This window comes from Streptomyces spongiae (assembly GCF_009377185.1).
GTDB classification, from domain to species: Bacteria; Actinomycetota; Actinomycetes; order Streptomycetales; family Streptomycetaceae; genus Streptomyces; species Streptomyces spongiae.
In genome coordinates, this window is sequence record NZ_VJZC01000597.1 from 1 (window position 1) to 6,051 (window position 6,051).

At 69.2% G+C, this 6,051-nt stretch carries 5 protein-coding genes; 3 read left to right on the forward strand and 2 right to left on the reverse strand.

The window, feature by feature from the left end:
- Window positions 1–137 precede the first annotated feature (137 nt).
- Window positions 138–932, reverse strand: coding sequence for a TetR/AcrR family transcriptional regulator (locus FNH08_RS42425; RefSeq protein ID WP_152776846.1), 795 nt, complete (start codon window positions 930–932; stop codon window positions 138–140).
- A gap of 133 nt (window positions 933–1,065) precedes the next feature.
- Here FNH08_RS42425 and FNH08_RS42430 point away from each other — a divergent pair, with 133 nt between their 5' ends.
- The 3 genes from FNH08_RS42430 (at window position 1,066) to FNH08_RS42440 (ending at window position 4,735) form a co-directional block, all read left to right on the forward strand.
- Entirely contained in the window at window positions 1,066–2,121 is a 1,056-nt protein-coding gene (locus FNH08_RS42430; RefSeq protein WP_152776847.1) for an ATP-binding cassette domain-containing protein, read from the forward strand.
- Window positions 2,118–2,942: an ABC transporter permease gene (locus FNH08_RS42435; protein WP_152776848.1), complete on the forward strand. Its 825-nt coding sequence runs from the start codon at window positions 2,118–2,120 to the stop codon at window positions 2,940–2,942. The genes FNH08_RS42430 and FNH08_RS42435 overlap by 4 nt, the downstream gene beginning before the upstream one ends.
- A 209-nt stretch (window positions 2,943–3,151) precedes the next feature.
- Window positions 3,152–4,735, forward strand: coding sequence for an alpha/beta hydrolase (locus tag FNH08_RS42440; RefSeq protein ID WP_152776849.1), 1,584 nt, complete (start codon window positions 3,152–3,154; stop codon window positions 4,733–4,735).
- A gap of 96 nt (window positions 4,736–4,831) precedes the next feature.
- On the opposite strand, the gene serC is transcribed toward FNH08_RS42440, so the two are convergent.
- A complete protein-coding gene (gene serC, locus FNH08_RS42445) occupies window positions 4,832–5,950 on the reverse strand; it encodes a phosphoserine transaminase (protein WP_322726351.1) in 1,119 nt (372 codons plus the stop codon).
- Window positions 5,951–6,051: the final 101 nt, after the last annotated feature.

Sequence of the window (6,051 nt, forward strand, 5' to 3'; positions counted from 1 at the left end):
GTTCGGAGGACGCCCAAGGGGGCGGGGGCGACGGTGTGAGTTCCGGGTTCAAGACCGGCGCGCTGGCCGTGGGCGCCGCCCTCGTCGTGCTGTGGGGACTGAAGCGGTTGTTGCGGCGCCCGTCGTAGCCACCCGGGTTACCCTTCGCCGCGCCGCCCGTCCTGCCCGGTCCGCCCGGTCCGTTCGGCGACCAGGACCTCCAGGCCGTCCAGGAACCGCCGCAGGCCGAAGGCGAAGTGGTCGAACTCCACCGAGAAGGTGTCCTCGGCCAGCGCGGCCATCATCGGGAACTGCCCGCTCACCATGGCCTGTTCAAGGAAAGGCCGCTGCTCCTCCCAGAACTCCTCGTGGCTCAGGCCCGTTTCCTTCGCGGCGTCGTCGGCGTCGATCTCCGTGCGTGCGATGCCACCAGCGAAGGACTGCATCGAGATGATCACCGAGATCAGCTCGGGGTCGCTGAGCCCCATGTCCTGGAGGGGGATCAGGGCGGCCTCCAGGGAGCGCAGGGAGCTCGGGCCCATGACCGTACGGGCCTGGTTGACCCGCAGCAGCCACGGGTGGCGCCGGTAGTGTTCGAGATAGCCGCGGGCCAGGGACTCGACGGCTTCCCGCCAGCCGGACTCCGCCGTCAGGTCCTCCTGGTCGGCCTCCAGCGCCTCGCGCTGCACCCGTTCGAGCATCAGGTCGAGTAGTTCGGCCTTGCCCGGCACATACCGGTACAGCGACATCGTGCCGACGTCCAGCGCGGTGGACAGCCGGCGCATCGACACCGCCTCCAGCCCCTCGGCGTCGGCGATCCCGACGGCCGCCGCGACGATCCGGTCGAGGGTCAGCCCCGGTTTGGGCCCCCGGCTGGGGCGCTCGCCGCCGCCCCACAGCAGCTTCAGGCTGAGCTTGATGTTGCCGCTGCCGCCGGTCTCGGTCCTCGTCATGAACATCAGCGTAGCCCTCCTGACGTGGCCCTTTTGCGGACCTCGGAAAAGCACTGGACAGAAACTGAGTACGTCGTACTCTATTGCGGGTACACCGTACTCAGTTTTTGCCACACGGGAAGGGGGAGGTGCGATGCGAGGCTTTGACGGCACCTTGGACGGCGACGGCGACGGCTACGCCGTACGGGCCGAAGGGCTCGTGAAGCGGTACGGCGACAAGCGCGCGCTCGACGGCTTCGACCTCGCGGTGCGAGAGGGCACCGTGCACGGACTGCTGGGGCCGAACGGAGCAGGCAAGACCACCGCCGTACGCATCCTGTCCACGCTCGTACGACTCGACGAGGGCCACGCCACGGTCGCCGGACTCGACGTGGCGCGCCGCCCGCGTGACGTACGGGCGCGGATCGGGCTCACCGGTCAGTACGCGGCGGTGGACGAGGTGTTGACGGGACGTCAGAACCTGGAGATGTTCGGCCGGTTGTTCCACCTGGGCGGCAAGTGGGCGAAGCTCCGCGCGGGCGAGCTCCTGGAGCGGTTCGACCTGGTGGACGCCGCCGACAAGGGCGTCGGCGACTACAGCGGCGGCATGCGGCGCCGGCTCGACCTCGCCGCCTCGATGATCCTCGCCCCGGCCGTGCTGTTCCTCGACGAGCCGACGACCGGGCTCGATCCGCGCAGCCGGGGCGAGGTCTGGGAGTCCGTACGGGCGCTGGTGGCCGACGGGACGACCGTCCTGCTCACCACGCAGTACCTGGAGGAGGCCGACAGGCTGGCCTCCCGCGTCACCGTCATCGACCAGGGGCGGGCCATCGCGGACGACACCCCGGACGGCCTGAAGAACACGGTCGGCGGCGACCGCATCGAGGTCGTCGTGGCGGAACGGTCCGACATCGCCCAGGTGGTGAAGGTGGTCGCCCGCGTCGCCGAGGGCGAACCGGAGGCGGACGAGGCGGAGTCACGCGTCCACGCCCCGGTGACCGACCGTGTCGCGGCCCTGACGGAGGTGGCGCGGACGTTGCGGGACGAGGGCGTGGCGGTCGAGGACATCGGGCTGCGCAGGCCGAGCCTCGACGACGTGTTCCTGCGCCTGACGGGACACCGCACGGACGTGACGGAGACCAAGAAGACCACCAAGAAGGCCACCAAGAAGACCAAGAAGACCGAGAAGACCGAGGAGGCCGCGGCATGAGCGCCGCTCTCGACCAGACCGCCCCGCCCGAGCGCAGCCGGCTGTACTGGTCGCTCGCCGACTGCTGGAACATCGTCCGCCGCGGCCTGACCCACTACCAGCGCCAACCCGTCAACATCGCCTGGCAGTTGGGCTTTCCGATCCTGTCCGTGCTGCTGTACGGCTATGTCTTCGGCAGCGCCATGAAGGTGCCCGGCGGCGGGGACTACCAGGACTTCCTGATGCCGGGCATGTTCGTGATGACGATGGCCTTCGGCTTCATCAACACGGCGACCCTCGTGGTCTACGACTCGACCAAGGGCGTCATCGACCGCTTCCGGTCCATGCCGATGGCGTCGTCGGCGGTGGTCGCGGGACGCGGGGTGACCGATCTGATCGCGGCCTGCGCGGAGTTGGCCATCATGATGCTCACCGCCGTGGCGATGGGCTGGCGCCCCGACGGCGGTGCCGGCTTCCTGGCCGCCTTCGGCCTGTTGCTGTGGCTGCGCTTCGCGCTGATCTGGATCGGCGTGTGGCTCGGCCTCCTGGTGCCCAACCCCGAGGCGGCGGGCGGCCTGTTCGCCATCGCCTTCCCGCTGACGATGATCTCCAGCATCTATGTCGCACCCCAACTCATGCCCGACTGGCTGGGTTTCGTGGCCGCGTGGAACCCGATCTCCTCGACGGCCGCGGCGACACGTGAGCTGTTCGGCACGCCGGTGGGCAGCGGCGACTCGTGGGTGGAGCAGCACGCCCTGCTCATGGCGGGGCTGTGGCCGCTGATCCTGACGGCCGTCTTCCTGCCGCTGGCGGTCAGGAGGTTCCAGAAGCTCAGCCGCTGAGGAGCCGGCCGACTGCCCGACTGCCCGACTGCCCGACTGCCCGACTGCCCAACTGTCGCTTCCGGCACGGCGGCTGTGAGCTCTCTATGACTCGATTCGGTCAAGTCTTCGCCGAATGTGTTCTGGCGCGGTGTGCTCTTCCGCAACCATGCGGCACGGACCGTGAACCTCGCGGGCCTGAACCCCCCTCACCGTTCTGAGAGAACTCCATGAGAAGAAGCGCAGCCGTGCTCTGCGGCGCCGCCGTCGTACTGGCGGGGACGCTCACAGCGGTCCCCGCCAACGCCAGCGCGTCGCCCTCCGCGAACACCGTCCAGGCCGCCGCCGCGAAGGTCACCTGGAAGAAGTGCGCCACGGACGACTCCCCGACGCTCCAGTGCGGCTCGGTCAAGGTGCCGCTCGACCACGCCAAGCCGAGCGGGAAGAAGATCACGCTGGCGCTGTCCCGCGTGCCGCACACCGCGGACAAGTACCAGGGCCCGCTGCTGGTCAACCCGGGCGGCCCCGGCGGCAGCGGTCTGACGCTGGCCGGGTACGTCGCGTCCTCGCTGCCCAAGGAGGTCGCCGCCCAGTACGACGTCATCGGCTTCGACCCGCGAGGAGTGGGCGCGAGCAAGCCGGCCCTGGACTGCAAGCCGGGCTACTTCGACCCGGTGCGCCCGGACTCCGTGCCCAGCACGCCCGCGATCGAGAAGGCCAACCTCGCGCGCGCCAAGTCCTTCGCCAAGGCATGCGGCACGAAGTACAAGGACGTCCTGCCGTACATCAACACGATCAGCGCCGTGAAGGACCTGGACTCCATCCGGAAGGCCCTCGGCGCGAAGAAGATCAACTACTTCGGTTACTCGTACGGCACCTACCTCGGCGCCGTCTACGCCAAGCTGTACCCCGAGCGGGTGCGGCGCCTGGTGCTGGACTCGATCGTCGACCCGACCGGAGTCTGGTACGACGACAACATCCAGCAGGACTACGCCTTCGACGCCCGTCACAAGGCGCTCATGGCGTGGATCGCCAAGTACGACTCCACGTACAAGCTCGGCACCGACCCGGCGAAGATCGAGGCCAAGTGGTACGCCATGCGGGCGGCCCTCGCCAAGAAGCCCGCGGGCGGCAAGGTGGGCGCCTCCGAGCTGGAGGACACCTTCATACCCGGCGGCTACTACAACGGCTACTGGCCCTCCCTCGCCCAGGCGTTCGCGGCGTACGTGAACGACAAGAACGACGCCCCGCTGGTCAAGGCGTACGAGAGCTTCGCCGCCATCGACGCCTCCGGCGACAACGGCTACAGCATCTACACCTCGGTGCAGTGCCGTGACGCGTCCTGGCCGCGCGACTGGAACCAGTGGCGCAAGGACAACTGGGCGGTGTACGAGAAGGCGCCGTTCATGGCCTGGAACAACGCCTGGTACAACGCGCCGTGCGCGTTCTGGCCGACGAAGTCGCTGAAGCCGGTGAACGTCGCCAACGCCAAGCTGCCGCCGGTGCTGCTGTTCCAGGCGACGGACGACGCGGCCACCCCGTACCAGGGCGGGGTCACCGTCCACCGGCTGCTCAAGAACTCCAGCCTGGTGGTCGAGCAGGGCGGCGGCAACCACGGCATCTCGCTGAGCGGCAACGCGTGCCTCGACAAGTACCTGGCGGCCTACCTCACCAACGGCAAGGTGCCGCGGGGCAAGGGCACGGCCGACGCCGTCTGCCAGAAGCTGCCCGACCCGAAGCCGCAGGGCGTGGCGCAGGCGACCACGACGATGGTCGGGAACACGCTGCAGGGGGTTCTCGGGTTCGGCGGCTGACAGCGTCTGCCTGAGTCTGCTTGAGCCTGCTTGAGCCCGTTCGAGCACGAGAAGGGCGCCCGGTGTGCACCGGGCGCCCTTCGTCGTACGCGGTGGTTACAGCTTCTCGATGACGTAGTCGACGCACTTCGTCAGCGCCTCGACGTCCGCCGGGTCGATGGCCGGGAACATCGCGACGCGGAGCTGGTTGCGGCCGAGCTTGCGGTAGGGCTCGGTGTCGACGACGCCGTTGGCGCGCAGCACCTTGGCGACGGCGGCGGCGTCCACCTCGTCCGTGAAGTCGATCGTGCCGATGACCTGGGAGCGCTTGGCCGGGTCGGTGACGAACGGGCTCGCGTACTTGCTGTCCTCGGCCCACGTGTAGAGGCGGGTGGAGGAGTCCTTGGTGCGGGCCGTCGACCAGGCCAGGCCGCCCTGGCCGTTGATCCACTCCAGCTGCTGGTCCAGCAGGAAGAGGGTGGTGAGGGCCGGGGTGTTGTACGTCTGGTTCTTGCGCGAGTTGTCGATCGCCGTCGGGAGGCTGAAGAACTCCGGGACATGGCGGCCGGACGCGTGGACGCGCTCGGCGCGCTCGATGGCGGCCGGGGAGAAGACGCCGATCCAGAGGCCGCCGTCGGAGGCGAACGACTTCTGCGGGGCGAAGTAGTAGACGTCCGTCTCGCTGATGTCGACGGGGAGGCCGCCGGCGCCGGAGGTGGCGTCCACGAGGACGAGGGCGCCCTCGTCAGCGCCGTCGACGCGCTTGACGGGGGCGGCGACACCGGTGGAGGTCTCGTTGTGGGTGAACGCGTACACGTCCACGCCGGCCTCGGCGGTGGGCTCCGGGTGCGTGCCGGGGTCACTGGAGAGGACGGTCGGCTCGGCCAGCCAGGGGGCGAGCTTGGCCGCCTTGGCGAACTTGGAGGAGAACTCGCCGAACGTGAGGTGCTGCGACTTGTTCTCGATGAGTCCGTGGGTCGCGATGTCCCAGAACGCGGTGGAGCCGCCGTTGCCGAGGACGACCTCGTAGCCGTCGGGGATCTGGAACAGCTCGCTGATGCCCTCGCGCACCTTGCCGACCAGGTTCTTCACCGGGGCCTGGCGGTGGGAGGTGCCCATCAGGGAGGTACCGGTGGCGGCCAGCGCGTCCAGCGCTTCCGTCCGCACCTTGGAGGGGCCCGCGCCGAAACGTCCGTCGGCGGGCTTGATGTCAGCGGGAATCTGGATCTCAGCCACGGTGGGAGCCTAGCCGCTCCGCGAAACCTGGTGGAAACGTCGTCCGTCGGGTGAGACGGGGGCGGTGGTGGGGGCGTGTTTCCGCCCCCGCCGCCCCTACC

Bases quoted from the DNA above. Each gene is read 5' to 3' on its own strand.
- FNH08_RS42425 (WP_152776846.1), bottom strand. From the start codon at position 932: ATGACGAGGACCGAGACCGGCGGCAGCGGCAACATCAAGCTCAGCCTG.
- FNH08_RS42430 (WP_152776847.1), top strand. From the start codon at position 1,066: ATGCGAGGCTTTGACGGCACCTTGGACGGCGACGGCGACGGCTACGCC.
- FNH08_RS42435 (WP_152776848.1), top strand. From the start codon at position 2,118: ATGAGCGCCGCTCTCGACCAGACCGCCCCGCCCGAGCGCAGCCGGCTG.
- FNH08_RS42440 (WP_152776849.1), top strand. From the start codon at position 3,152: ATGAGAAGAAGCGCAGCCGTGCTCTGCGGCGCCGCCGTCGTACTGGCG.